The sequence below is a fragment of the Stenotrophomonas sp. YJH_SMC_64 genome (assembly GCF_059371375.1).
In genome coordinates, this window is sequence record NZ_JCAFUN010000015.1 from 87,793 (window position 1) to 111,462 (window position 23,670).

Consider the following 23,670-nt stretch of genomic DNA (forward strand, 5'->3'; position numbering starts at 1 on the left):
CAACGCGCTTACTTGCGGGTGCCGTCGAGCCAGTTCGGGCCCTTGTTGGTAAGGAAGAACACATAGACCACCAACGATACCGCGATCGTGGCGGTTACGTAGATAGCGAACCAGTCGACATGGCCGGTCTTCAGCGCGCCCTGGTACAGCAGCGGGGCGGTGCCACCGAACAGCGAGTTGGCCAGCGCGTAACCCAGGCCCACGCCCAGTGCACGCACGTGGGTGGGGAACAGCTCGGCCTTCACCACCGCGTTGATGGAGGTGTAGCCGGTGAGGATGACGAAGGCCATGGCCAGGGTCAGGAAGGCCAGGGTGGCGTCATGCTGGTGCGGCAGCTGGGTGATCAGGTACCAGCTGTACAGCACGCCGCCGACGCCGAAGAACACCAGCAGGGTCTTGCGGCCGATGATGTCCGACAGCCAGCCGCCGACCGGCTGCAGCACCATCAGGAACGCCAGCACGCCCAGGTTGATCAGGGTGCCGGTCATCGGGTCGTTGCCGGCGAAGGCGCTCTGGATCATCTTCGGGCCGTTCACCGAGTAGGTGTAGAAGGCCACGGTGCCACCGGCGGTGATCAGGAAGCACAGCAGCAGCGGCCGCCACTGGTGCACGAACAGCTCGTACATCGAACCGGACTTCTGTGCCTTGCCTTCGCGTGCGGCTTCGATGGACGACTCCGACAGCGATTCGTCCATGCCGCGGCGCAGCCAGAACACCACCACCGCGGCGATGCCACCGATGCCGAAGGCGATGCGCCAGCCCCACTCGGAGATCTCCGGCTTGCCCCAGAAGGTCAGCATCAGCAGCAGGGTCAGCTGGGCCAGCACATGGCCGCCGACCAGGGTGACGTAGTGGAAGGAGGACAGGAAGCCGCGACGGCCGGGAATGGCGGCCTCGGACATGTAGGTGGCGCTGGCACCGTACTCGCCACCGGTGGCGAAGCCCTGCAGCAGGCGTGCGAACAGCAGGATCACGGCGGCCCAGATGCCGATGCTGGCAGCGGTGGGGGTGATGGCGATGAGGAACGAGCACAGCGCCATCAGGGTGACCGAGACGGTCAGCGCCAGGCGGCGGCCGTGGCGGTCGGCGAAGCGGCCGAAGAACCAGGCGCCGATCGGGCGCATCAGGAACGTTGCGGCGAAGATCGCCCACACGTACATCGTGGAGTTCTTGTCGTCCGGCGAGAAGAACTGCGATTCGAAGTACACGGCGAACACCGAGTACACGTAGACGTCATACCACTCCACCAGGTTGCCGGCGGAGCCTTTGAGGGTGTTGGAGATCGACCGCCGCAGGGCGGCGCGGTCGTTCGCGGGTACGGCAGGTTGGGACGTGGTGCTCATCTGGGTGGGAATCCTCGATGCGGCGCGTCCGTGCGCAGGGAAAACGGCGCCCGGCCTTGGGGCGGCGCGGCCGGGCAGCCCTCTTGGTACTGCATCGGCCGTCAACACGGGGTAGCAGACCAGAGCAGGGTGCATGGATGGATGACAGCGTGCCACCGTCCGGGGTGCCGGACCATACTCAAAACGTCCTAGAATCCGCCTTCCCCCGGCTCCCTGGTGTGTCATGTCGGTTCCCCCCTCTTCGTCTGCGGCTGCCCCCCGGGGTGGCCTTGTCGCGCTGGCATTGCTGCTGGTCTACGTGGTCTGGGGCTCGACCTACCTGGGCATCGCCAAGGCCCTGCACGGCGGCGCGCTGCCGCTGACGATGGTTTCCGGCAGCCGGTTCATCATTGCCGGTGGCCTGATGTTCCTGGCCTTGCGCCTGTTCTGGAAGATGCCGAACCCGACCCTGCGGCAGTGGCGCAACCTGGTGGTGATGGGCGTGACCATGCTGGTGCTGGGCAACGGCATGGTGGTGCTGGCCGAGCGTGAGGTGTCCTCGGGCCTGGCCGCGACAGCGGTGGCCTCGGTGCCGCTGTGGATGGCGCTGTTCTCGGCGCTGCGCGGGCAGCATGCCAGCCGCGGTGAGTGGCTGGGCATCGCCATCGGCTTCCTCGGCGTAGTCTGGCTCAACGCCGGCAGCAGCCTGACGGCCTCGCCGACCGGGCTGGTGCTGCTGCTGATCGCGCCGATCGGCTGGGCCTTCGGTTCGGTGTGGGCGCGCGGCCTGGACCTGCCGGGCCCGTTCATGACCGCCGCCGGGCAGATGATCTGCGGTGGCGTGCTGCTGGTGCTGATCGGCCTGGCGGTCGGCGAGCGCCCGACCACGCTGCCCGATACCGGTGGCCTGCTGGCGATGGCCTACCTGTGCGTGTTCGGTTCCATCGTTGCCTTCACCGCCTACGTCTGGCTGCTGCAGAACGTGCGGCCGGCGCTGGCCGGCAGCTATGCGTACGTCAATCCGGTGATCGCGGTGCTGCTGGGCGCGCTGCTCAACGGCGAGCGCTTCGGCTGGCGCGACCTGCTGGCGATGGCGGTGATTCTCCTGGGTGTGGTGGTGCTGACAATGGCAAGGACGAGAAAGAAGTGAGCATGGACGAGAAAGAACAACGCCGGGGCCTGCTGGTTACCGCATCCACCTTCGTGATCTGGGGCCTGGTGCCGGTCTATTGGCACCTGCTCAACGAGGTACCCTCGTTCCAGATCATCGCCCACCGCATCATCTGGAGCACCGTGATGGTGCTGGGCTGGCTCTTGATCAGCTCGCGCCTGGGCTGGTGGCAGAAGATCGCCGCGCAGCCGCGCGCGCTGCCGATCCTGCTGGTGTCGAGCCTGACCATCGCCTTCAACTGGGGCCTGTACATCTGGGCGGTCAACGCCGGCCATGTGATCGAGACCAGCCTGGGCTACTTCATCAACCCGCTGGTGAACGTGCTGCTGGGCGTGCTGGTGCTGAAGGAGCGGCTGCGGCGCCTGCAGTGGGTGGCGGTGGCGATGGCGGCGGTGGGCGTGGCCTGGCTGACCATCGACGCGGGTACGCCGCCGTGGATCGCGCTGGGCCTGGCCTGTTCGTTCGGCCTGTATGGCCTGCTGCGCAAGCTGGTCTCGGTCGATCCGGTGGCCGGCCTGGGCGTGGAGAGCATGTACCTGTTCCTGCCGGCGCTGGCCTTCGCGATCTGGGCGGAAAACGGCCATGGCGGCGCGTTCTTCCATGGCTGGGGCTGGCGCAATGACCTGCTGCTGGTCTTCGGTGGCGCAGTGACCGCAGTGCCGCTGATCGGTTTCGCCTACGGCGTGAAGCGCATCCCGCTGTCGCTGGTCGGCATCCTGCAGTACATCGCGCCGAGCCTGCAGCTGCTGCTGGGCGTGTTCTTCTTCCACGAAGGGTTCGATACTGCCAAGGCGATCGGCTTCGCCGCGATCTGGGCCGGCCTGATCCTGTTCGTCGGTGACAACATCCGCACGATGCGCGCCAAGCGCTAGCGCCGGCGGGGCTGCGGGGTCGGATCCCTCCGCAACGCGGAGGGCTCTGACCCTGTTCTATCCGTCGCGTGGGGTCAGAGCCCTTCGCAGGGCGAAGGGATCCGACCCGCTTCCACCCAAAAAAGAACGGCGCCCCGAAGGGCGCCGTTCTGCTTCCATCCACCGCCAGGAGAGAGAGATGGCGGTGGCGGGAACGCGGTTGCAGGCTTAGAAGCGCTGCTGGTACTTCATGTACATGAAACGACCGATGTCGAAGCCACCGTAGTAGGTGAAGCTGCTGTTCGGCTGGCTGTACATGATCGGACCCTGGTGGTCGAAGACGTTGTTCACGCCCAGCGACACGGTGCCGTCCCACGGCAGGCTGTAACGCACCTGCAGGTCGTGGAAGGTGTTGGAGCCCACCTTGCGGCTCGGCTGCGCATCGGTGTACGGCGAGACGAAGCCGGCCATGTTGCAGTCCGGGCCACCGGCCAGGTCATACGAGCAGGCTTCCTTCATGCCCGAGTAGTAGCGGGCGGTCCAACCGATGCCCAGGTCGCCGTACTGCCAATCCAGGTTGAAGGTCGAACGCACGCGGAAGTTGCCCTGCCAGCCGGTCTTCTGCTCCACCGGCGTGGTGGCGGCGCTGTCGTTGCGCTGCTCCAGGTAGTCGGTGTAGGTGGTGTTCCAGGTGGCGGCAAAGCGGCCGAACGCGGTTTCCGGCAGGCGGTAACGCAGGCTGAAGTCGTAGCCGGCGGTTTCGCGGTAGCCCGCATTGACCAGCGAGCGGTCCAGCGACGTCACCTGACCCAGCGTCTTGGCGCTGGTGGAACGGGTGAAGCGGCCGCACGCCGAATCCACGCCCTGCACGTAGCACTGGTTGAGGATGTCGGTGGCCGACTCACCCACGATCGCGTTGTCGATGCGGATCTTCCACCAGTCCAGGCTGACGTCCAGGCCCGGCACGAACTCGGGGCTGTACACCAGGCCCACGGTCCAGGTCTTGGCGGTTTCCGGCTTCAGGTTCGCATTGGAACCGGAGTCGAAATCGGCGATGCCCTGCTGGCCCGGACGGTTGGCGACGTTGCCTTCCGACGCGGTCTGCTGGCGGAAGTCCGCCGGCACCTTCAGCGCCTGGCAGCGTGCGGCCACGGTCGCGCTGCTGGCAGCGATGCCGAACGAGGTATCGCACGGATCGGTGAACGAATCACGGCTCTTCACCGCACCGCCGTACAGGTCGTCCACAGTCGGCGCACGGAAGCCGGTGCCATAGGTCGCGCGTACCAGCAGGCTGTCGATCGGCTTCCACTTCAGGCCGAACTTGCTGTTGGTGGTCGAACCGAAGGTGTTGTAGTCGGTGTAGCGGCCGGCCAGGTCCAGCGACAGTTCACGCGCGAACGGCATGTCGGCCAGCAGCGGTACCTGCAGCTCCAGGTAGACCTCGTTGAGCGAGTAGTCGCCACGGGTCGGCTGGCCGGTGGTGCCGGCAATCTGGCCCTTCTGCACCATCAGGTCCGGGGTGTAGCTGGCTTCTTCGTTGCGGTGCTCGAAGCCCATCGCGGCCATCACGTCGCCGGCCGGCAGGGTGAACACCGAACCGGAGATGTTGGCGCTGGCGACCTTCGTGGTGCTCTTCATCTTGTCGACGAAGCGGGTGAACAGGTAGTCCTGCACGTCCTGGTTGCTCAGCGAGCCCGGGCCTGCATAGCCCATCGGCGCGGCCGGGTTCCACGGCACGCAGCCGGCGATCACTGCACCCGGGCTGCCGCAGCGTGCCACGGTGCCATCCATGAAGGATGGGCCGACCGCCAGGTCGACATGCGGCTGGTACATGCTGCCGGTACCGATGCGCTCGCCTTCATTGCGGTTGTACATGTAGCTGACGTTCCAGTCCCAGTAACGCGAACCGGTTTCAAAGCTGCCTTCCAGGCCGATGCTGGCGCGCTTGGTGTCCAGGTTGTTCTCGGTCGCACGCGGCATTTCTTCGGTGCGGTGCGAGAACAGCACGTCCTGGCCCCAGTGGTTGAACGCACTGTCCTTGGACAGGGCAGCACGGGAACCGTTGCGCGCCTGTGCGGTGGACACCGAGTAGGGGTAGCCGGCCAGGTGCTTGGTCGACTCGCGCTTGCTGTACAGCGCGTCGGCCACGATGCGCAGGTCATCGGTGATCGAGAAGCCACCGTTGGCGAACACCGAAGTGCGCTCCAGGCCGCTCAGCAGGCTCATGTTGGTCTTGGTGTTGGCACCATCGGCCGGATTGGGCGTGTGGAAATTGCCCTTCTGGCTCGGGTCGCCGCCCGGGCCCACGGTCAGCGACTTGCCGTCGACGGTGACGCTGCCCCACTGCGTGGTCTGGTTCAGTGCCTTGACGTCGTCGGGATGGCGCGGGCCACCCGGGTAACGGCTGAACTCGCGCTCGCTGCCGAGGATCTCGTCTTCCTTGGTGCGCTCGGCGCCGACGCTGAACCAGCCGCGGTCGAAGGTCTTGCCGAAGGTGGCGCTGTAGGAGCGCTTCTGGCCGTCACCTTCACCGTACTGGCCGACGTAGACGCCGGCTTCGCCACCGTCGAAGTTCTTGCGGGTGATGATGTTGACCACACCGGCGATGGCGTCCGAGCCGTACAGCGCGGACGCGCCATCGGTGAGCACTTCCACGCGCTCGACAATCGCCGAGGGAATCGAAGCCAGGTCGGAGTAGCCACCGGCGCTGACCCCCATGCGGCGGCCGTCGATCAGCACCAGGCTGCGCTCCGGGCCGAGGTTGCGCAGGCTGACGTACGTGCCGCCGAAGTCGCGCGAAGAACTCAGCGACGACGAGCGGCTCAGGCTCGGTGCGCCGGCGGCGGTGACGTCCTGCAGGATGTCGGCGACGTTGATGTAACCCTTCTTCTCGATCTCGGCGCGGCTGAGCGCGACGACCGGCTGTGCGGTCTCGACACTGGCCTGGCGGATGCGCGAGCCGGTGATTTCGATGCGATCGAGGTTGGTCGGGGTATCGCCGGCGCTCTGTGCGAAGGCGGGGGTGGTGCAGCTGGCGGCCAGCGCGATGACGATCGCGTTGCGCAGCGGATTGGTTTTCAGGGACATCCGTGAAATCTCGTGTTTCAGGAAAAACAAGCGCCCGTTCTATGGACGCGTGGGGTGCTGCAAACCAACGTGGGGGGGCGATTCTAGAATGTTTCCATTCGTAACTGTTTGCCTCTGCGCCGCGGATGTGCGCGAAAATGAATCGCAACCAACAATCCACAGATGGGATGTGCGCGACGTCACGCGCGTTGCGCTTGCGATGGGCAGAGGCATCGATAGCGGCGTATTTCCCGCAATCTGTAGCCGTGCGCGTGCGCCGGCATCCATCCACGCATGGCGTGGATCTACTGGACGTCCTGGCTCACCACCAAGCGTGGATGACGCGCAAAAGAAAAGGGACGGAGCCTTCGCTCCGTCCCCCTGCGTGATGCGCATTCCACCGCTGCGTGATGCTCAGGTTTCGCGCAACGCCGTGGTGATCGGCAAACGTGCCGCGCGCAGCGCCGGGAACAGGCCGCCGACCAGGCCGATGCCCAGCGCCCATTTCAGTCCGGTCCACAGCAGTTCCGGCGACACGTGGAACTTGAACACCACCGCGCTGAAGTTGCTGCCGATGGTGGATACGCTGTAGCCATTGAACAGCAGCCACGCCACCGCACACCCCAGAAGGCCACCCAGCAACGCCAGCAGCATGGTCTCCAGCATCACCGCCGTCACCACCGGCAGGCCGCGGAAGCCGATCGCGCGCATGGTGGCGATCTCGCGCGCACGGGTGGCCACGGCCGCGTACATGGTGTTGAGTGCGCCGAACACTGCACCCACCGCCATGATCGTGCCGATCACCTTGCCGAGGATGTCGATCAGCTTGGTCAGCCCGCCGCCCTGCTTGCTGTAGTAGACACGGGTGGTTTCCACGTCCAGTTTCAGGCGCGGGTCGGCGGCGACCGCTGCCTTGAACTGCTCGAAGCCGGCCTTGCCATCGGTACGCACGCTGATCGACTGCCAGGCGCTGCGCTGGTAGGTGGTGGCCAGCGTATCGGCGTCGGTCCACAGCTCCGAATCGTGCGCATCGCCGGTGGCGAACACGCCGACCACGGTCCAGGTCTGGTTGCCCAGGGTCAGCGTCCTGCCCACGTCCATGTCGCGGAACTGGCCCTTGGCACCCTGGCCGACCACGATCTCGCGCAGGCCGGCTGCGAACTTGCGGCCTTCGATGATCTTGACCTTGTCATGCACGGCCCAGGCCTGCGGACCAACGCCGCGGAACTGCGCGTTGACGTCGGTGCCGTCGGACTTCGACACCAGGTTGACCACCTGCGACAGCTCCGGCGACAGCAGCGGCCGGCCTTCGCCATCGCGGCTGATGCCGGGCAGGGTGGACAACGTCGGCACCTGCTCGCGGGTGATCACCGAGTTGGTCTCGGCCTGCGAGCCGCCGCGCAGCACGATGGCGGTGGTGTCGTCGCCGGTGTTGTTGAGCGTGGCCTGGAAGCCTTCGCCCATCGCCAGCATCGCCACCAGCACGCCGACCACGCCGGCGATGCCGACCACGATCACCGAGGACGCGCCCCAGCGCTGCGGCAGGCTGGCCACGCCGATGCGGGTGGCGGCCAGCGCCAACCGTCCGCCACGGGTCAGCAGCAGCCACAGTGCCACCAGCACGGCCACCGCCAGCACGCCAAACCACGGCAGGCTGATCCACAGCACCAGGCCGATCACCAGCAGCAGCACCGTCAGGCCGTTGCCCAGCCATTTCTTGAGTTTGCTCTTGAACATGTCGGTGTCCTCCTCAGCGGCCGGCCAGTGCGTCGACGATCTTCAGGCGCTTGGCACGCAGCGCCGGCAACAACCCGACGATGATGCCGATCACCACGATCAGGCCCAGCCCCATCAGCCAGGTCGGCGTCGGCACGTGTGGCGGCAGCATGCCCATGCTCTTCGGGCCGATCGCCGGCAGGATCAGTGCGGCCAGGCCCATGCCGATCAGGCCGCCCAGGCCGATCAGCAGCACCGACTCCACCATCACCAGGGTCAGCACGGTGCTGTCCTTGAAGCCCAGCGTCTTCAGCGTGGCGAGCTCCGGCACGCGCTCGCGCACGGCCTGCGCCATGGTGTTGCCGGTCAGCAGCAGCAGGGTGAAGAACACCGCGCCCATGATTGAAGTGACGATCATGCCGATGTCGGCGAACTGCTTGACGAAGGCCTGCTGGAACGCCGACTCGGTCTGGGTCTTGGTCTCGTGGTCGGAGTTGGCCGAGATTGCATCAATGGCCTGCGCTACCCGCGAGGAATGATCCGGGTTGTCCAGCGTCACCGTGTACCAGCTCACCTGGTTCTTGATGTAGTCGTTGGATTCATCGAAGTACTTCCAGTTCATCATCAACTGGCGTTCTTCGTTGGCCGCCAGCGCTCGGTCCTTGGAACGGTAGATGCCCTTCAGTTCCAGCGGCCAGTCGTTGCTGCCGCCGCGCGGGAAGATCGTGGCCTGCAACGGGATGGTGTCGCCGATCTTCCAGCCGAACTGCTTGGCCAGCGATTCGCCGACGATGGCGCCGGTGCGGGTCTGCTTCCAGTCCTCCAGCTGTGCCGGATCGATCTGCAGCTCGCGGTAGACATCGAAGTAGTTGGGCGACACCGAGAAGTTCGGGAAGAAGTTCTTTGGATCCTGGTAGATGCCGCCGAACCACATGCCGTAGGCCACGTCGCGCACGCCGGCCACCTGGCGGATCTGGGTTTCCAGGCGGATCGGCAGCGACTGGGTGATCGACAGCCGCGAGGCCACCACCAGGCGGTTGGCGCCTTCCACGCTGCCGCCGGACGAGAACGCCACGCGCACCGAGTCGAGCATGCCGAACAGCAGGAACGCGGCCACCACCGACAGCAGGGTCAACAAGGTGCGCGTGCGGCTGCGGAACAGCTGCGCCCACACCAACGAGAAGTATTTCATCGCCGTGGCCTCCGTCAGTGGGCCAGCGGCGCGTCGGCCAGCTCGCCCTTGTCCAGGTGCACCGTGTGCGTGGCGTACTCGGCGGCCTTCGGGTCATGGGTGACCATGATGATGGTCTTGCCGTGTTCGCGGTTGAGCTGCTGCAGCAGGCCGAGGATCTCCTCGGCGGACTGGCGGTCGAGGTCGCCGGTGGGTTCGTCGCAGATCAGGAAGGTCGGGTCGGAGACGATCGCCCGCGCGATCGCCACGCGCTGCTGCTGGCCGCCGGACAGTTCATTGGGGCGATGGCTGCGGCGGTCTGCCAGGCCGACCAGGGTCAGCGCGATCTCGGCATTGCGGCGGCGCTGCGCGGCATTGAGGTGGGTCAGCAGCAGCGGCAGCTCCACGTTCTTCTGCGCGGTCAGCATCGGCATCAGGTTGTAGAACTGGAACACGAAGCCGACGTGGTGGCTGCGCCAGGTCGACAGCTGGCCGCCGCTCATCTGGTCGATGCGCTCGCCTTCGATGCTGATCTCGCCGCCGCTGGGGTTGTCCAGGCCGCCGATCAGGTTGAGCAGGGTGGTCTTGCCCGAACCGGACGGGCCCATCAGCGCGACGAAGTCGCCGCTGGCGATGTCCAGGTCGATGCCGTGCAGCACCTGCACTTTCTCGGGGCCACGCTGGTAGGTCTTGGTGATGTTGCGCAGTGAAACCAGGGTCGACATGGGTGGTTCTCCACGGAAGGCGGGAAACGGGGAAGCGCACCTGCGGTGGCCGCAGGCGTGCGTCGAGCGGTGTTGCCGGCGGCGCCCATGGGCGCCAGGCCGTTACTGCGCTTGTTTCTGTTGCACCTTGGCGCCATCGCGCAGGGTGTCCGGCGGGTTCACCACCACCGACTCACCCGCGCTGACGCCCTTGAGGATCTGGCGGTCCTTGCCCATCGCCTGGCCGGCCTCGACCGTGCGCTGCTGCACGCGGCTCTGGTCGCCCAGTACGAAGGCCACCGAGGCGCCCTCGCGCTGGACCACCGCGCCAGCCGGCACGCGCACGCCCTGCGGTTTGGCGGCCGCCTGCGGCTGCGCCTGCTCCAGGAAGCTGACCCGCACGCCCATCTCCGGCACGATGCGCGGGTCCTTCACCTTCAGCGCCACGCGCACCTTCACCGTGGCCTTGCCGCGGTCGGCAGTGGGGATGATGGCGATGACCTCGCCCGGAATCTTCCACTCCGGATAGGCGTTGAGCGTGGCTTCCACCGGCATCTTCGGTTGCACGCGGCCGATGAAGGCCTCGCCGACCTCGACTTCGATCTCCAGCGAGTCCATGTCGACGATGGTGCCGATGCCGGTACGGGTGAAACCACCGCCCGCCGACAGCGGCGAAACGATTTCGCCCGGCTGCGCGGCCTTGGCGGTGACCACGCCGGAGAACGGCGCGCGCACGATGTTGTTGTCCACGCCCAGATCGGCAATGGCCAGCTGGTCGTTGGCGACCTTGACGTTGCGCTGGGCCGTTTCCAGCTGCGCACGCAGGCTGTCACGCTGGGCCACGGCCTGGTCGTACTGCGAACGTGACACCAGTTGCTGGCCGACCAGCGCCTGCAGGCGGCTGGCTTCGGCGGCGGCCTGCTTCTGCTGTGCCTCCAGCCCGGCCACCTGGCTGCGCGCGGCCTGCAACTGCGAGGCATACAGGCTGCGCTGCGCATCGGCATCGATCGGATCCAGGGTGGCCATCACCTGGCCGGCTTCGACCCGCATGCCTTCCTCGATCATCACCTCGCGCACCTTGCCGGTGATCTTGGCCGAGACCGTGGCCATGCGCCGGGCGACCACGTAGCCACTGGCATCGAGCACCGAACTGCTGGCGCTGCCCTGCTGGATGGCCACCGCCGGCGCGGTTTCCACCTCCACGGCCGGCGCGCGGCCGAACAGGAAGGCCACGGCAGCGGCGATCAGCAGCACGACCACGATGATCGCGATCCACAGCCAACGACGGCCACCGCCATTGCTGCCACCACCGGAGGCGGGCGGCGGCGACTTGCGGTCGATACGGAGTTCCTTCAACAGCTCGGCAGAAGCGTTCATTCGTTCCATCACAGGCGTTCGGGCGGGTATGGCCGGAAGCGCGGACGGCGGCGGTTCCGGCGGTGGAGCGTGCGGCACAGCATGAAGGCAGGCACAGCGATGACGGCAGTGACAGCTGTCATCCGATGACACTGACGGCGGCAACTGCGAAATGTGACCACGGCGGCACAGGATGGCAACGTCCCCGCTACCGGTACCGCCCATGGATCCGATCGCCCCGTCGCTGGCCCGCCTGCAGCAGGTGCAGGTGCGCTACCGCGACCATACCGCCCTGCAGGGCATCGACCTGCAGGTCCGCGCTGGCCAGGTGCTGGCATTGCTGGGCCGCAACGGTGCCGGCAAGAGTACCGCGATCAGCGTGCTGTTGGGCCTGCGCCGCGCCGATGCCGGCCAGGTCGAGCTGCTCGGTGGCGACCCGCAGCAGCGCAGCAGCCGCCTCGGCCTGGGTGTGATGCTGCAGAGCACCAGCCTGCCGCCGATGCTGCAGGTGGACGAACTGGTGGCGCAGGCGAGCGCCTGCTATCCGGACCCGATGCCGTTGCAGGAGGTGCTGCAGCGCGCAGGCCTGCAGGCACTGGCAGGCCGTCGCTACGGTCAGCTGTCCGGTGGCCAGCAGCGCGCGGTGCAGTTCGCCATCGCGCTGTGTGGCCGCCCGCGCGTGCTGTTCCTGGACGAGCCCACCACCGGCCTGGACATCCAGGCGCGGCAGGCGATGTGGCAGGCGATCCGGCAGCTGGTGGCCGAAGGCTGCGGCGTGCTGCTGACCACCCACTATCTGGAAGAGGCCGAAGCGCTGGCGCAGCAGGTGGTGGTGCTGGAGCAGGGCAGGGTGCTGGCCGATGCACCGTTGAGCGAGCTGCGCCTGGCCGATCGGCCGCGCCGCATCCGCTGCCGCAGCGTGCTGACTGTTGAAGACGTACAGCAATGGCCGGGCGTGCAGCAGGTGCAGCGTGACGGCGAGCATCTGCAGCTGCTGGCGAGCCCGGCCGAGCCGGTGGTGGCGCGCCTGCTGGCCGCCGATGCACAGCTGCGTGAGCTGGAAGTACAGGGCGCGGCACTGGCCGACGCTTTCCTCGACATGACCCGGGAGGCCGCATGAACACGATGACCCGTACCGGCACTACACCCGCGCCGGTATCGGCGTGGCGCCAGGCCTTGCGCCCGTACGGCGCTGAACTGGTGGCGGAGCTGCGCCGCGCCTGGCGTACACCCGCCTTCGCGGTGCCTTCGCTGCTGTTCCCGGTGCTGTTCTACCTGTTGTTCGGCGTGCTGTTGGGCCGCGGCCATGCACCGCTCTACCTGCTGGCCACCTACTGCGTGTTCGGTGCGATGGCCCCGGCCCTGTTCGGCTTCGGCGTGCAGCTGGCGCTGGACCGTGAAGGCGGCCTGCTGACCCTCAAGCGAGCGCTGCCGATGCCGGCGGCGGCACCGTTGCTGGCGCGACTGGCGATGGCCGTGATGTTCGCGTTGCTGGTAGCCGCCCTGTTGATTGGGGTGGCGCGCGCGCTGGGTGGCGTGCAGCTGCAGGCAGTGCAGATGCTGCAGCTGCTGGCGGTGGCGGGCCTGGCAGCGCTGCCGCTGGGCGCGATCGGCCTGCTGATCGGCAGTCATGTCAGTGCCAGCGCGGCGCCGGCGATGGTCAACCTGGTCTACCTGCCGCTGGCCCTGCTGTCGGGCCTGTGGCTGCCGTTGTCGGCGCTGCCCAAGGTGTTCTCGATGATGGCACCGCTGTGGCCAACCTGGCATCTGGCGCAGCTGGCGCTGCCGGTGGTCGGGCTGCCGTCGGTGGGCGGCATGGCTGGCCACCTGCTGGTGCTGCTGGCGGTCACGGTGGTGGCGCTGCTGCTGGCGCGCCGCCGCCTGCGCCGGATCGGCTGAACTGGCATGATCGGCAGCGATCATTCCCGCCTGGATTCTTCCGTGTCGTCGAGCTGGCTTGCGTCCCTGCTGCGCCCCGCGCCGGACTCGGCGGTGGCCGACCTGCTGCGGCGTGGCAAGTCGCCCTGGAGCGGTGCGATCCACCTGCTGTGGTCGGTCTGGATCTTCCTCACCCCGGTGCTCGGCAATGGCTTCACGGTGCGCTGGCTGCTGCTGACCGTGGCCAGCTATCCGCTGTTCCTGCTGCTCTATGCGAAGGTGATGCTGGCGCCACGGCATCACGCATGGCGCTATGCGCTGGGCATGATCCTGATGGCTCTGGTGCTGCTGCCGTGGTATCCGTCGGGACTGAGCTACTTCGTCTTCGGTTGCGTGATGATCCGCATGAGCAGCCGTGGCGGCTGGTGGGTGTACCTGTTGCAGCTCACCGGCCTGAACCTGTTGTTCTGCGGCGCTGCGCTCTACGTCGGTTATCCGTGGCAAGCCATGGTGTGGATGCCGGCCGTGTCGTTCATCGTCGGCCTGGTGGTGAACGTGGAGGCCTTGAGCCATCAACGGGACGTTGCCCTGCAGCTGTCCCAGGACGAGGTGCGGCGGCTGGCCACTACCGCCGAGCGCGAGCGCATCGGCCGCGATCTGCATGACCTGCTGGGCCACACGCTGTCGCTGATCACGCTGAAGCTGGAGCTGGCGCGCAAGCTGTACGACCGTGATGACGCGCGCGCGCGGCAGGAGATCGGCGAAGCCGAGGCGATCGCCCGCGAGGCGCTGGCCCAGGTGCGCAGTGCGGTGACCGGCATCCGCGCCAGCGACCTGGCTGGCGAGCTGGCCTCGGCGCGGCTGCTGCTGGAATGCCAGCAGGTACACCTGCAGTACACACTGCCGCCGCCGATGCCGGTCGACGTGGAACGTGGGCTGGCGCTGGTGCTGCGCGAGGCTGCGACCAACATCGTGCGCCACGCACAGGCGACCCGGGTGCAGGTGGATTTCATGCTTGAGGAACGACAGTTGGTGATGCAGATACGCGATGACGGCCGCGGTGGCGTACAGGCCGAGGGCAACGGATTGTGTGGCATGCGCGAACGGGCGATGGCGCTGGGCGGCCAGTTGTCACTGCAGTCGCCGCGCGGCGAAGGCACCCTAGTGACCGTGCGCGTGCCACTGGTGGCCGCGACCACGCCGCTGTCGTCAGCATCATTGGCACGGGATGGTGCCGCATGATCCGCATCCTGCTGGCCGAAGACCAGGCGATGGTACGCGGTGCATTGTCGGCGCTGCTGGGCCTGGAGCCGGACATCGAGGTGCTGGGCAGCGCTGCCGACGGCGAGGCGGCGTGGCGCATGCTGCAGCAGCTGCAGCCGGACATTCTGGTCACTGACATCGAAATGCCTGGCCTGTCCGGGCTGGAACTGGCCCAGCGCATCGCCCGCCACGAGTTGCCGATCAAGGTCGTGATCGTGACCACCTTCGCCCGTGCCGGCTTCCTGCGCCGCGCGCTGGAAGCGGGCGTGCTGGGCTACCTGCTGAAGGACGCACCGGCCGAGAACCTGGCTGATGCCCTGCGCAAGGTGAAACAGGGCATCCGCGCGATCGACCCACAGCTGGCACTGGATGCGTGGTCGCAGGCCGACCCGCTGACCGACCGCGAACGCCGCGTGCTGCGGCTGGCGGGCGAGGGCCGTACCGCCAGCGAGATTGCCGAGCAGCTGGGGTTGTCGCATGGCACGGTGCGCAATTACCTGTCCGAGTGCATCGGCAAGCTGGGCGTGGCCAACCGGATCGAGGCGTACCGGCTGGCGCGGCAGAAGGGGTGGTTGTAGGGGCGTGCGCCGACGCACTGGTAGCGCCGGGCGCTGCCCGGCGGATTGTTACCGCGCCTGCGGAGAGGTGTCACTTTCTTTGCTCGTGCACCACGCTGCAGGAGCAGCGTGGAACGGCGTAGCCGGCCCGTAGGGTGGCGCACATGGATGTGCGCCATCAAGAAAGTAACCAAAGAAACACGCCGCCAGAGCGCGAGCCGTCGCTACGCGACGGTTCCCTGCGCTTCTCGGGGAATCAGGGGACGGCGCCGAACTCGCTTCGCTCAAACACCGGCGCCTCTACGCCCCTGATTCCCCTGCGATGCTCGGCTCGCTAGAAGGCGGACCCAACGTCAAAAGCCACAGCTGCACCCAGTAGATCCACGCCATGCGTGGATGCTGTTGCTCTTGATCTTGACCTTCCAGTCCGCCTTCAAGCGAGCCGAGCACCGGAGGTCCGGCGAGGGCGAAGAGGTGCGGGTGTCTGAGCGCAGCGAGTTCCCGCGCCGTCCCTCGACGGACCGAGGAGCGCAGGGCACCGGCGTGCGAAGCACGCCGGCTCGCGGCCGGCGGAGCGTTTCTTTGGTTACTTTCTTTGCGCGCAAAGAAAGTGACACCCCTCCGCAGTCGCGGAAACAATCCGCCGGGAACACCCGGCGAATCCGCTCAATCCTTCCCGCGCGCCATCGCCTGGAACACGCCATCCCGCCGCACCCACAGGTGGAACAACGCCGCACCCACGTGCATCAGCACCGTGGCGAACAACACATACGCCAACAAGCTGTGCGCATTGCGCAGCGCGGCATACAACGCCGGGGTGTGCGGCACGATCGGCGGCAGGTGCAGGCCACCCCACAGCACGATCGGGTAACCGCCGGCCGACAGCATCGCCCAGCCGATCAACGGCATCGCCAGCATCAGCGCATACAGCATCCAGTGCGAGGCCTTGGCCGCCATCACCTGCCATACCGGAAGATCCGCCGGCAGCGGCGGCGGGCGATGGCGCAGCCGGTTGTACAGGCGCAGCAGCACCAGCAGCAGGATCGCGATGCCCAGTGGTCGGTGCAGGTCGATCAGCATCGGCCGCAGGTGCAGCGAGGCGACCATGGTCACGCCGATGAACAGCATGGCGATGATCATCAGCGCCATGGTCCAGTGCAGCATCCGCGCCAGCAGGTTGAAGTGGCCGTTGCCGGTGCTCATCGTGCGGCCTCCTTCGGTTGCTCGACGTTGCCGCTGGCGCGCTCGCGCTCGCGGCGGTTGAAGGATTGCGAATACACCGCCGAGCGGGCCGCCAGGATCGGATCGTCACTGCCGCGCACGCCGCTGGGCAGGATCAGCGGATCGAAGTTGATCTGGCCGCACGCGCCTTTTTCCTGCGACTGCATGCGGTCCAGGCTGAGTACGCCGGCCACCACCTGATCACGCGACTCGGGCCACGGCACCGAGGGATCATCAATGGCATCACCGGGCTCGGCGGTGGTGACGACCAGGTTCCAGCGCACCGGGCCGCTGGCCATGCGCTGTTGCAGTTCCTGGCTGAGGAAATCGACGCTGGCCTGCTTGCGCGTTTCCGCATCCATCTCCACCACCGGCGCCTGCGGCTGCCAGCGCCAGCGCACCGCGCGCTTCTGGCCCTGCGCGTTGGTGAACCAGAAGCTGTTGACGCTGTTGAAGGTGGTGTCAGCCCAGCTGCTGGTCCAAGGTGCCGTCCTGGCCCACTGCTGGAACGCCTGTGCACTGGGGTATTTCGCCAGCACCGCGGCCATCTTCTGCGGGTCGGGCTTGCCGGTGGCCGGGTCGGGAATGGAGGCGCGCGTCTGCTCGTAGAACGCCTCGGCATCGGGCACCGCGAAGAACGGGAAGCTGTTCATTGCCATCCGCCATTCCTGGCCGTCATCGCTGACCAGCTGCACCGCCAGGCTGCGTACGCGCGCGGTGTTGTCGGCGCCGTAGGGATCACCGCCGCCGATCGACAGGCGGCCCATCACCGGCACGCGGCGCTGCGAGAACACCCGTGCACTGGACAGGGTAGGGGCCTGTGCACTGGGTTCGAACCAGCCGCTCACGCAGATGCCCTTGCTGTGCGCCCGGCGGAACCCGGGATGTGCCGGGCCGGTGGCTTCGATGGTGTCGGTGAAGCGCTGCGCGGTCAGGCGGCCGCCAATCCAGCCGGCCAGCCAGGCGAAGGCCAGCGCGACCGCACCCAGGATGAGTGCGATCAGTGCGATCCAGAGCAGGGGTGAATGCTTGCGTGGCGCGCCAGGCGTCTGGCCAGCGCGGGTGTAGCGGAAGAGCGACATGGTCGGAGTCCTGCCTTCACGGAGCGTGTGGGTGGTCGACCCACACATCCTCGCAGAACCCGGCCGGGGCCGAAATTCAATTTTTCGTCAGATTTTCCGGGGACGGGGTGCCGACCAACGGTCGGCACCCACCCGATCAGCTGTAGCGCTGCTTCAGCATCGCCCACGCCGAGCGCAGCGCCAGCGCTTCGCCACCGGCCGGACGGCCCGGGCGCTCGCCGTCGTTCCAGGCATACACGTCCAGATGCGCCCAGCGCTGGCCGTCTTCCAGGAAGCGTTCCAGGTACAGCGCGGCGGTAACCGAGCCGGCCATGCGCGAACCGGCGTTGGCCAGGTCGGCGATGCCGCTGCTCAGGTAGCGCAGGTAGGGGCGCCACAGCGGCATGCGCCAGACCGGGTCGCGGGTCGCGTCACCGGCCTGCAGCCACTGCTGGGCCACCGTGTCGTCGTTGCTGAACAGCGCCGGCAGGTCCGGGCCCAGGGCGATGCGCGCGGCACCGGTGAGGGTGGCGAAGTCCAGCACCAGGTCCGGTTTCTGCTCACCGGCGAAGGTCAATGCGTCGCACAGGATCACGCGGCCCTCGGCGTCGGTGTTGTCGATCTCCACGCTCAGGCCCTTGCGGGTGGCGATGACCTCGCCCGGACGGAACGCATCGGGGCCGATCGCGTTTTCCACTGCCGGCACCAGCAGGGTCAGGCGCACCGGCAGCCCGCGCGCCATCACCAGGCCGGCCAGGGCCAGTGCGTGCGCGGCGCCGCCCATGTCCTTCTTCATGTTGCGCATGCCGTCGGCCGGCTTGATGTCCAGCCCGCCGGTATCGAAGCACACGCCCTTGCCGACCAGCACCAGTGCCGGGTCGGTTTCCCTGCCCCAGCGCAGCACGACCAGGCGCGGCGCACGGTGCGAAGCGCGGCCCACGGCGTGGATGGCCGGGAAATTCTGCTTCAGCAGTTCGTCGCCGGTAATCGCCTCGACCTGCGCACCATGTGCATGGGCCAGCGCGCGCGCGGCGTCTTCCAGCTGCTGCGGGCCCATGTCTTCGGTCGGGGTGTTGACCCAGTCGCGCACGCGCAGGCTGGCGGCGATCAGGTCGGCCACTTCGCCGGTCGGCGAGGCCACCAGCTGCGCCGGTGCGCGGTTGCGCTTGCGATAGCGGTCAAAGCGGTAGCTGCCCAGGCCCCAGCCCAGCTGCAGCAGCGCCAGTTCGGCGGCCGGCAGTTCATTGGCCAGCTGCCAGACGCTGCCTTCCGGCAGCGCGTGCGGCGCATGCGCATAGCTGTAGGCATCGGCACGATCACCCACGCCCATCACGGCACCGGCCAGGCCATCGGCGCCCGGCAGCAGTGCCACGCTGTGGGCGCCGGCGTTGAAGCCCTGCGATGCCAGCCACGCCTGCGTGGCAGCCGGCTGGCTGTCCTTCCAGGCGGCGAACTGCTCGCGGTCCAGCACGTACAACGGCAGCGCCGCAGCGGTGTCGGCGGTGAAACCAGTGATCTCGCTCATGCGTCAGGTACTCCGGGGTGCGGCGGCGTCGAGGTTGGCATCCAACCAGTCGGCCAGGCCGGTAAGGGTGTCGAACTGCAGGTCCGGCTGCAGCTGCGGATGGGTCCAGGTGGCTGCGTCGCGGTTGATCCAGCAGCCGCGCAGGCCGGCGGCAATCGCCCCGGCCACGTCCATGTCGGCATGGTCGCCGACGTGCAGCACCTGTGCCGGTGCCACACCCAGGCGGGTGCACGCGGCATGGAAGATGCTGGCTTCGGGCTTGGCCGCGCCGTGTTCGCGCGAACCCAGCTGGAAGGCGAAATGATGGGCCAGGCCGATCCGCTCCAGGTCGGCGTTGCCGTTGCTCAGCGCCGCCACCGGTACCCGTGCGGCAATGCGCGCCAGCGCGTCGATCGCATCGGGATAGCACTCCACCTGGTTGCGCGCGGCGTAGAACACTTCATATGCAGGCTCCAGCAGATCGAGGCTGGCACCGCTGGTGTGCAGTGCTTCGTGCAGGGTCAGCCGGCGCAGTGCACTCAGGTCGTGGTGGAGGTGCGGATGGGCGTGGTACAGCCGCTCGCGCAGTTCGCGCATCGCCTCCACCGGATACATCGCGGCGGTAGCGGGGCTGTGTTCGCACATCCAGGCGTGCAGGACCTGTTCGATGCGGGCGCCGATCGGAGCGAACGGCCACAGCGTGTCGTCAAGGTCGAGGGTGATGGCTTGGACGGGGAAATTCACCCCGCCATTCTACCCCTGCCCGCGCGGGCTTTCATTCCAGCAGGCGTGCCCAGCCCTGCATGCCGTCCAGGCGTGCCAGCACCAGCTTGATGCACACCAGCAGCGGCACCGCCAGCAGCAGCCCGATCATGCCCCAGGCCCAGCCGAACACCATCAGCGCCAGGATCAGCACCAGCGGCGACAGCTTCATCCGACGGCCCAGCACGATCGGGGTCACCATCTGCCCTTCCAGGGTGTGCAGGCCCAGGTAGGCGGCCGCTGGCAGCAGGGCCTGCAGCGGGTCGCGGAACTCGACGAAGCCCATCAACAGCATCAGCGCCACGCCGATCAACGGACCCACATACGGCGCAAAATTCAGCAGCGCGGCCACCGTGCCCCACAGCAGCGCTTCCTGCAGGCCGATACCGAGCAGCATCAGCACGCCGGCGAACACCAGCCCGACCAGAGTGTTGATGACGCTGATGGTCAGCACGTAACGCGAGACCTCGCGTTCGATCGAACGCAGGATGTCCGTAGTGAAGCGCTGCTGCTGGCGGTTGGGGAACAGGGCGATCGCCGCGCGCTGCAGGCTCTGCCCGTAGATCATGAAGAACAGCGTCAGCAGCACCACGGCCAACACCGAGGCAGCCAGCCGCGGTGCACGGGTCAGCATGCGGTACGGGTCGTCCAGCTGGGTACGGATCACCTGCACCTTGTGGTTGCTGTCACCACCGGCCACACGGGCGAAGTTTTCCGCCGCCTGGTTGGCCTGCTGCACCGGCTTGGTCAGGTCCTGCACCTGGCGGGCGACCTTGCGCAGCTGCTGTGGGGCTTCCTGCGCCCATTCCATCGCCGGGCCGATCAGCTGCACGGCGAGCGAACCGGTCACGCCCAGGCCGGCGCCGAGGATCAACAGTGCGCCCAGCGCGCGCGGAATCCACAGCTTCTGCAGCAGGCGCAGGATCGGGTTGCCGACCAGAGCGAAGAACATCGCCAGCAGCACCGGCAGGATGATGTCCTGCGCGGCCCACAGCGTGTAGCCCACCGCCAGGGTCGCCAGCACCACCAGCGACATCGGCCCGCGCGGGCGCGACGGTGGTGGCAGCGCGGCCTCTGGCTGGTCGGGGCCGGCCGGTGGCGGGGACAGGAGGGACTCGCTCATCGACGCATCAACCGGAAAGGGGAGCGCATTATCCGCCGGCCGCGATCGGCGCGGCGGATTCCATGGATCAACGTTCGGACAGCTCGGTGGCCGCTTCGGCCGGACGCGGTCCGCGCAGGTCCGGTTCTGGCTCCGGCACGGAGCGTGGCGCCGGTGCCGGCCGTGCTCCGGCAGCGGAGGCCGCTGCCTGTGCCTGCTCGCTGGCATCGTCGGCTTCTTCGGCCGCATCGTCGGCGGTGGCCGCGGCCTGCGCCGCCATCGCCGTGGCGAACGCCGCCTGCGCACTGGCGAACAGGTTCGAGACCGAACCGACCATCTGCAGCCAGCGGGCACCGTTGACCTTGCCCGGCACCTCCAGCTTGCCGGCGATGAAGCCACCGGCCAGGCCGACCACCACGATGCGCAACGGCGACCAGCCCTGTCGCCATACCTGGCCGAGGGTGGACCAGTGGTCCTGCGTCTCGCCCAGGCGCACGGTCACCACCTGTTCGCAGCGCTTTACCCGCCGCTGCAGCGCGCCGAACTTCATGGCTTGCCCTCGGGCAGCTGCACGCCGGCATCAGGGTCGTCTTCGCTGGGTTCGTCAAACAGGCCCAGGCGTGACAGCTGACGCCGGGTGGCGTGCATGCCGGTGTGGTGGAAGAAGTAGGACACCCGCCAGATCGCATAGCCGGTGACGGCCAGACTCAGCAGCGAGGTGATCAGCAGGGCCTGCAGCCAACTCAGGCCCCAGCTCTGCAGCAGCGCGATGAGGGTGGCAGCCATCAGCAGCCACGCCGATGCACCAAACACGATCGCCACGCCGGCCCAGGCCAGCGCACGACCGAATGCGCTGCGCGCCAGCGCGAAGTCGGCCGAGGCCAGCCGGCGCAGTGAACGCAGCGTGTGCTTGGCCGAATCGGCAGCGGCACGACCGGCCGCGCCGACCTGGCGGATGCTCTCATCCAGCGGCGGGGTGGCCGCCGGATCAGGCGCTTGCGTGTTGTCTTCGCTCACGCTGCGGCTTACTTGTCGCTGCTGCCGCGGGCCAGCTTGGCGATGATCCAGCCGGCTGCGAAGGCGACGCCGAACGAGGCCAGCGGACGTTCGCGGATCAGTTCGGCGGCGCTGTCGATCAGGTCCTTGCCCTTGTCCATCAGCGCATCGACCTGTTCCTTGGCGGCGGCACCGCCGAACTCGGCGGCGGCCAGGCCGGACAGTGCACTGTCGGACAATTCAGCCTTGACGTTGGCCTTGCCGATGCGAAGCTCGTCGGTCGCTGCACCGGTTGCACCCTTGATCGCACCGCCGGCGGCCGTAGCGGCCTGCTTCAGGTGGGAACCGGCTTCACCCAGGTGTTCCTTCAGGTTCTCGGTATTGGTGGGGCTCATCGAATCACTCCTGTTGCGATGGGGGAACGGGAGTCGGCGGTGCCGACCTGGACTGACAGCAATAACATTGCCGGGGTATAGGGGGTGTTACGGCAGGGCGATCAGCGCATCACGAGCTGGCCCTGCTGCTGGCCATTGTTGCGCAGCACGCGCAGCACCAGCGTCGGCGGGCGCTGCTGGAAGTTGGCGCGCCAGCTGGCCAGGTCGGCGAATTCACCGACGGTGGCATCGGTGATGATGTCGCCCTGCTGCAGGCCGTTGCTGGCGGCGCGGCTGCCGCGCTTGACCTCGCTGACCAGCACGCCGCTGGCGCCTGACTGGCGCAGCGACTCGGGCAGGTCGACGAAGGTGGCCCCGCCCAGGCGCGGGTCCAGGCTGTCGCCGGTGACCGCGCGTGCCTGTTCCTTCAGCGTCGCCTTGATCTGCAGCGGCTTGCCTTCGCGGCGTACGTCCAGCGTCATCGGGCTGCCGACCGCCGCCAGGCCTTCCACGTTGTGCAGGGCTTCGGCGCTGTCCACGCGCTGGCCATTGGCCGACACCACCACGTCGCCCGGCTTCAGGCCGGCGGCGGCGGCCGCCGAACCGGCCAGCACACGGGTGATCAGCGCACCGCGGGTTTCGCCCAGGCCCAGGCCCTGCGCGATCTGCGCGGTCAGGTTCTGGCTTTCCACGCCCAGCGTGCCGCGCACCACCACGCCGTGCTTGACCAGCTGGTCGACCACGCTGCGCGCCAGGTTCGAGGGAATCGCCAGGCCCAGGCCGATGTTGCCGGCCATGCTGCCCTGCGGGTTGAAGCTGGCAGTGTTGATGCCGACCAGCTGGCCCTGCAGGTCGACCAGCGCGCCACCCGAGTTGCCCGGGTTGATCGACGCGTCGGTCTGGATGAAGTTCTGGTAGCCCAGCCCGCGGATGCCGCTGCGGCCCACCGCCGAGACGATGCCCGAAGTGACCGTCTGGCTGAAGCCGAACGGATTGCCGATGGCCACCACGAAGTCGCCCACCCGCAACTGGTCGCTGTTGCCGAGCTTGATGTCGGTCAGGTTCTGCGCCGGAATGCGGATCAGCGCGATGTCGGTATCGCGGTCCGAGCCGAGGAATTCGGCCTTGACCGTGCGCCCGTCGGCCAGTGTCACCTGTACGTCATCGGCGTTGTCGATGACATGGTGGTTGGTCAGCACCAGGCCCTCCCTGGCGTCGATGATCACGCCCGAGCCCAGCGATTCGTTGATGCGTTCCTGCGGGATGTCCGGGAACAGGCGGCGGAAGAACGGGTCGTTGAAGAAGGGATTGCGTACGCGCACCACCTGCTTGGTGTTGACGCTGACCACGGCCGGCATCGCCTTCTCCAGCATCGGTGCCAGTGACGGAACCTGCTGCCCGGCCACTGCGGCTGGCAGTGCCGCCATGGTCGGCACCACCGCTGGAAGCGGAGCGGCGTCGGCACGGTTGTCCAGGTGGGCGTTGATGCCGGTGGCAACGAAGCCACCGAAGGCGGCGGCGATTGCGAGCGTGAGCAGGGTAGGTAGCGGTCGCATGGGAGTCGGTTCGCTGGCGGGAATGGGGGCGGTTCGGCT

Annotated in this window: 21 protein-coding genes; 6 read left to right on the forward strand and 15 right to left on the reverse strand. The window is 67.6% G+C overall.

What is annotated here, in order from left to right; translation table 11 throughout:
• Positions 1–8: 8 nt before the first annotated feature.
• Positions 9–1,343 (reverse strand): MFS transporter, encoded by a 1,335-nt coding sequence (locus AC5P9L_RS16780; RefSeq protein ID WP_010486964.1) that lies wholly within the window; start codon positions 1,341–1,343, stop codon positions 9–11.
• 223 nt (positions 1,344–1,566) lie between these two features.
• Between AC5P9L_RS16780 and yedA the strand changes: the two genes are divergently transcribed.
• Both yedA and rarD read left to right on the forward strand, forming a co-directional pair.
• Positions 1,567–2,472 carry a drug/metabolite exporter YedA gene (gene yedA, locus AC5P9L_RS16785; RefSeq protein ID WP_043035189.1) on the forward strand — a complete coding sequence of 302 codons (906 nt, stop codon included), beginning with the start codon at positions 1,567–1,569 and terminating at the stop codon, positions 2,470–2,472.
• Positions 2,469–3,365 (forward strand): EamA family transporter RarD, encoded by an 897-nt coding sequence (gene rarD / locus AC5P9L_RS16790; protein WP_012478888.1) that lies wholly within the window; start codon positions 2,469–2,471, stop codon positions 3,363–3,365. The genes yedA and rarD overlap by 4 nt, the downstream gene beginning before the upstream one ends.
• Before the next feature lie 207 nt (positions 3,366–3,572).
• Here rarD and AC5P9L_RS16795 read toward each other — a convergent pair whose 3' ends face one another.
• The 5 genes from AC5P9L_RS16795 to AC5P9L_RS16815 all read right to left on the reverse strand — a co-directional run bounded on the left by AC5P9L_RS16795 (position 3,573) and on the right by AC5P9L_RS16815 (position 11,378).
• Positions 3,573–6,431 (reverse strand): TonB-dependent receptor plug domain-containing protein, encoded by a 2,859-nt coding sequence (locus tag AC5P9L_RS16795; protein ID WP_111189583.1) that lies wholly within the window; start codon positions 6,429–6,431, stop codon positions 3,573–3,575.
• Positions 6,432–6,824: 393 nt separating this feature from the next.
• Positions 6,825–8,147, reverse strand: coding sequence for an ABC transporter permease (locus AC5P9L_RS16800; RefSeq protein ID WP_005407726.1), 1,323 nt, complete (start codon positions 8,145–8,147; stop codon positions 6,825–6,827).
• A gap of 13 nt (positions 8,148–8,160) precedes the next feature.
• Positions 8,161–9,318, reverse strand: coding sequence for an ABC transporter permease (locus AC5P9L_RS16805; protein WP_005407727.1), 1,158 nt, complete (start codon positions 9,316–9,318; stop codon positions 8,161–8,163).
• Positions 9,319–9,332: 14 nt separating this feature from the next.
• Positions 9,333–10,022: an ABC transporter ATP-binding protein gene (locus tag AC5P9L_RS16810; protein ID WP_004137569.1), complete on the reverse strand. Its 690-nt coding sequence runs from the start codon at positions 10,020–10,022 to the stop codon at positions 9,333–9,335.
• Positions 10,023–10,124: 102 nt separating this feature from the next.
• Positions 10,125–11,378: an efflux RND transporter periplasmic adaptor subunit gene (locus tag AC5P9L_RS16815; RefSeq protein ID WP_005407729.1), complete on the reverse strand. Its 1,254-nt coding sequence runs from the start codon at positions 11,376–11,378 to the stop codon at positions 10,125–10,127.
• A gap of 202 nt (positions 11,379–11,580) precedes the next feature.
• Between AC5P9L_RS16815 and AC5P9L_RS16820 the strand changes: the two genes are divergently transcribed.
• Genes AC5P9L_RS16820 through AC5P9L_RS16835 form a run of 4 tightly spaced genes read left to right on the forward strand, consistent with a single transcriptional unit; the run spans position 11,581 to position 15,076 of the window.
• On the forward strand, positions 11,581–12,477 hold the full coding sequence (locus AC5P9L_RS16820) for an ABC transporter ATP-binding protein (RefSeq protein WP_005407730.1): 897 nt from the start codon (positions 11,581–11,583) through the stop codon (positions 12,475–12,477).
• Positions 12,474–13,256 carry an ABC transporter permease gene (locus AC5P9L_RS16825; RefSeq protein ID WP_165711192.1) on the forward strand — a complete coding sequence of 261 codons (783 nt, stop codon included), beginning with the start codon at positions 12,474–12,476 and terminating at the stop codon, positions 13,254–13,256. The genes AC5P9L_RS16820 and AC5P9L_RS16825 overlap by 4 nt, the downstream gene beginning before the upstream one ends.
• A 6-nt stretch (positions 13,257–13,262) precedes the next feature.
• Positions 13,263–14,477: a sensor histidine kinase gene (locus AC5P9L_RS16830; protein ID WP_227415868.1), complete on the forward strand. Its 1,215-nt coding sequence runs from the start codon at positions 13,263–13,265 to the stop codon at positions 14,475–14,477.
• Positions 14,474–15,076, forward strand: a complete 603-nt coding sequence (locus AC5P9L_RS16835) for a response regulator transcription factor (protein ID WP_005407733.1) — start codon at positions 14,474–14,476, stop codon at positions 15,074–15,076. Before AC5P9L_RS16830 ends, AC5P9L_RS16835 begins: the two co-directional genes overlap by 4 nt.
• Before the next feature lie 645 nt (positions 15,077–15,721).
• Here the strand turns inward: AC5P9L_RS16835 and AC5P9L_RS16840 are convergent.
• The 9 genes from AC5P9L_RS16840 to AC5P9L_RS16880 form a co-directional block, all read right to left on the reverse strand.
• Positions 15,722–16,258 (reverse strand): cytochrome b, encoded by a 537-nt coding sequence (locus tag AC5P9L_RS16840; protein ID WP_076739071.1) that lies wholly within the window; start codon positions 16,256–16,258, stop codon positions 15,722–15,724.
• Positions 16,255–17,358: a catalase family peroxidase gene (locus tag AC5P9L_RS16845; protein ID WP_076739070.1), complete on the reverse strand. Its 1,104-nt coding sequence runs from the start codon at positions 17,356–17,358 to the stop codon at positions 16,255–16,257. Before AC5P9L_RS16845 ends, AC5P9L_RS16840 begins: the two co-directional genes overlap by 4 nt.
• A 136-nt stretch (positions 17,359–17,494) precedes the next feature.
• Positions 17,495–18,862, reverse strand: a complete 1,368-nt coding sequence (locus AC5P9L_RS16850; protein ID WP_012478900.1) for a leucyl aminopeptidase family protein — start codon at positions 18,860–18,862, stop codon at positions 17,495–17,497.
• A gap of 3 nt (positions 18,863–18,865) precedes the next feature.
• On the reverse strand, positions 18,866–19,585 hold the full coding sequence (locus AC5P9L_RS16855; protein ID WP_049441851.1) for an HAD family hydrolase: 720 nt from the start codon (positions 19,583–19,585) through the stop codon (positions 18,866–18,868).
• A gap of 31 nt (positions 19,586–19,616) precedes the next feature.
• Positions 19,617–20,726, reverse strand: coding sequence for an AI-2E family transporter (locus tag AC5P9L_RS16860; protein WP_005407739.1), 1,110 nt, complete (start codon positions 20,724–20,726; stop codon positions 19,617–19,619).
• A gap of 67 nt (positions 20,727–20,793) precedes the next feature.
• On the reverse strand, positions 20,794–21,255 hold the full coding sequence (locus AC5P9L_RS16865) for a hypothetical protein (RefSeq protein ID WP_005411983.1): 462 nt from the start codon (positions 21,253–21,255) through the stop codon (positions 20,794–20,796).
• Entirely contained in the window at positions 21,252–21,722 is a 471-nt protein-coding gene (locus AC5P9L_RS16870; RefSeq protein WP_005407741.1) for a phage holin family protein, read from the reverse strand. The genes AC5P9L_RS16865 and AC5P9L_RS16870 overlap by 4 nt, the downstream gene beginning before the upstream one ends.
• A gap of 8 nt (positions 21,723–21,730) precedes the next feature.
• Positions 21,731–22,096 (reverse strand): hypothetical protein, encoded by a 366-nt coding sequence (locus AC5P9L_RS16875; protein ID WP_004153835.1) that lies wholly within the window; start codon positions 22,094–22,096, stop codon positions 21,731–21,733.
• A 101-nt stretch (positions 22,097–22,197) separates the two neighbouring features.
• Positions 22,198–23,631: a Do family serine endopeptidase gene (locus AC5P9L_RS16880; protein ID WP_012478904.1), complete on the reverse strand. Its 1,434-nt coding sequence runs from the start codon at positions 23,629–23,631 to the stop codon at positions 22,198–22,200.
• Between the last annotated feature and the right edge of the window lie 39 nt (positions 23,632–23,670).